This is a genomic window from Streptomyces sp. rh34 (genome assembly GCF_002551245.1).
Taxonomy (GTDB): domain Bacteria; phylum Actinomycetota; class Actinomycetes; order Streptomycetales; family Streptomycetaceae; genus Streptomyces.
Genome location: NZ_NTGZ01000445.1, coordinates 1 through 3,037, shown reverse-complemented (window position 1 = coordinate 3,037; position 3,037 = coordinate 1). Strand labels below are relative to the sequence as shown.

Sequence of the window (3,037 nt, the reverse complement as noted above, 5' to 3'; positions counted from 1 at the left end):
GCCCAGTCGGGGGCGGCGGCGAGCACCGCGCCGGAGGTGTCGTACAGGGCGGCCCAGCCGTCGATGTGGGCGGCGAGCCGGGCGAGGAGGTCGGCGGGGCCGTCCCCGGCGAGCGCGGCCTTCGTCAGCTCGCGCTGGGCCTCGAAGCCGGCGGTCACCGCGCGGTACTGGTCGGCGGCGATGGCGGCGGAGACGGCCTTGCTGATGGCGAGGAACGGGGTGCGGCGCGGTACTTCGAGGAGCGGCAGCCCGGCCTCCTCGGCGGCCTCCACGAGGGCGGCCGGGATGTCCTCGTAGTTCACCCCGACCGCGAACCCCACTCCGGCGACCCCGGCCCCGGCCAGCCGCCGCACGTAGCGCCGCATGGACTCGGCGTCGTCGGCGTCGAGATTGGTGGCGGTCACGAGGAGGAGTTCGCCGCCGTCCATGTACGGGACGGGGTCGGCCAGCTCACTGGCGTGGGCCCAGCGCACGGGGGTGCCGAGCCGGTCCGCGCCCGCGCGCACGGTGAGCTTGAGCGCCGAGTGCTGGACGAGCGAGGCGAGCGTGGGGGGCATGGGCCGGGAACCCTCTGGGTCGGGGACGGGGTCGCGGCGCCGCCGTACGGACGGCCGGATCGCCGGCCGGATGGGTGACACCGCATTTCGCCGTCGCGTATGAACGGCTGTCTCCGATTCTGCCAGGGCGGCAGAGTGCCCGGAGCCGCTCTCGGCCGCCCTTCGCCCTGCTTCCAGCCGCCCTTCGCCCTGCTTCCCGGTGGTGTCTCAGCCGTCGAGGTGGACGAGGAGGGGGGGTGCGTGTTCTCCCTCGACCGTGGCCAACCGGATGACGGCATGGCCTGCCGGAACCGCGTACGCCAGTTCCGAGGCCGACCAGCGCTCCCGCTCGACCTGCCGTACGGTCACCGCGTCCGTGGTCACGGCCTTGCCGGTGACGAGTTTGCGCAGGGCGTGCAGGGCGCGGGTGAACGGCTGGTCGGCGAAGACGGTGTGCTGGGCGACCTCGCGGGTCTCGACCCACTCCTTGCCCCAGGCCTCGGCGAAGCGTTTGCCGTCCCAGGTGGTGATGCCGGAGAAGGCGGCCGTGCAGCCGACCGCGCCGAGCAGCGGAGTGTGCAGGTTCTCGGGGACGTCGTCGACAGTCCGCAGGGCAAGCACCGCCCCGGCGTTGACCGAGCGCAGCCGCCGGATGCCGCGGACGGTCTCGGCGGTCACGGCGTGGGTGGCGTCGTCCAGGACGAGGCAGGCGAAGAGCGAGGTGTCGGTGCGGGCCGCGGTGATCGCGGTGAACTGGGCCAGGACCAGCCGGGTGAGCAGCCGGGACGCCTCCGCGTGGCCGCGCTCCGGCAGGTCGACGCGGACCCGCAGCGGGTGCTGGCCGAGCGCCCGCAGGGAGAACGGGCGGGCGTCCGGGCCGGTGGCGAAGAATCCGGTGAACACGGGCCGGTCCAGCAGGGCGACCCGGTCGGCGAGGGCCGGTGCGGGGTCGCCGGGGCCGCCCGCCTGCCGGGACCGCGCGTCCAGCTCACGGAGCATCGCGTGGTGGCCGGCTGCTTCGAGGGAGGCGCGGAGCCCGGCGAGTGCGGCCGGGGTGCCGTCGAGGAGTTCGCGCAGTTCGGGCACGGAGGGGAAGTGGCCGTGGGCGGCGCGGTAGGGGCCGAGCAACTGGGCGAGGACGGTGGCGGCGCGGCGGCTGTCGAGGCTGCCGACATCGCCGACGAGCCCTTCGGCGAGGACGGCCGCCGCCTCGTCGGGGTCGGTGGTACCGCCGTACAGGTCGATGTCGTGGGCGGAACCGGGATGGCCGAGGCGGACGACGACGTCGAAGGCGTCATCCGGACCGAGCGGCGCCCCCGCCCCTCCGACGGCGAGGACCGCGGCCTGTCCGGCCAGTGCGCGCAGCGCCAGGGCCTCGACGACCGGCCGGATCAGCCGGGCGGACTTCCCGGCGCCGGGCGGCCCGACCGCGAGCAGGGAGGTGCCGAGGAGCGCGGGTTCCAGGGCGAGGCCCGTACCCCGGCGGACATGGGGGTTGTGCGGGTCGTCCGCGCACCGGCCGATCCTGACCTGGCCGGTGAGCATGTCGTGGCGGGCCGCGCGGTGGGGCAGGTCGCGGTGGCCGGAGGGGTGCAGGGCGGCGGCGCCCCCGTTCCGCAGGACGGCCTCCGCGAGGGGGGCGAGCCGGTCGGGCCGCCGGGTGGCGAGCGCCCACGCGTGGCGGAGCCGGGCCACGTCCACGTCGTTCATCCGGCCGGTGCGGACCTCGGCGGTGAGGGTCTCCGCGGCGTCGGCCCAGCCCGCGGCGCGCAGCTCGGGCCATCGGTCGGCGGAGCTGCTGGTGGCGGGGGCCGCCGCGTCGCCGTCCGGTGCCGGGGTGCCGGCCCCGCGGCGGGCGGCGATGAGTTCGCGCCAGCGGCCGAGCCGGGCGAAGGGCCAGAGGACCGCGGCGGCGATCACCCCGTAGATCACGTTGACGACGGTCTGGCTCTGGTAGATCTCGCCCCCCGCGACGGAGGCGACCAGGACCAGGACCGGGCGGACGACCGGAAGCGCCTCCTTCCAGACGAGCAGCTGGGTCAGGCCCGCCGCCGCGGCGGCGGCGAGCGCGAGGAAGGGCTGCCCCCGGTCGGCGACATGGCGGCGGAACAGCTCGGAGAAGTTGCCGATCCGGCCGCAGCCGTAGGCCAGCAGGCCGAAGAGGATCGCCTCGTACACCGTGAGGGCGTCGCTGCCCTCGATGGTGCGGGGGCCACCGGACGTTCCCGGGTTCCACCACTCCCCCGGGGTGAAGAGCTTCAGCGGGACGAGGCGGTAGGGAAGGTAGCCGTTGCGCCACAGCGACCACAGCAGCAGCGCGGAGAGCAGCGAGATCAGCGCGCCGACCAGCAGCGACCGGTCCGAGACGCCCTCGGGCTCCTCCGGCGGCGGCGGGGTGTACCCGTACCGCCAGACGCCCGGTTCCTGCGGCGGGCGGGGCGTGCGCAGCCAGGCGTCGAGCGGGGCCCCGGGGGCCGGCTGCTCGACCGGCGGGGCCGGCG

The 3,037-nt window shown here is 76.0% G+C and carries 2 protein-coding genes; both read right to left on the bottom strand.

Annotated features, from left to right (window positions below):
* A partial coding sequence (locus CR470_RS36960) for a PucR family transcriptional regulator ligand-binding domain-containing protein (protein ID WP_179892507.1) occupies positions 1-557 on the bottom strand: 557 nt, incomplete at its 3' end.
* A 207-nt stretch (positions 558-764) separates the two neighbouring features.
* On the bottom strand, positions 765-3,037 hold a 2,273-nt coding region (locus CR470_RS36955), incomplete at its 5' end, for an ATP/GTP-binding protein (protein ID WP_306667840.1).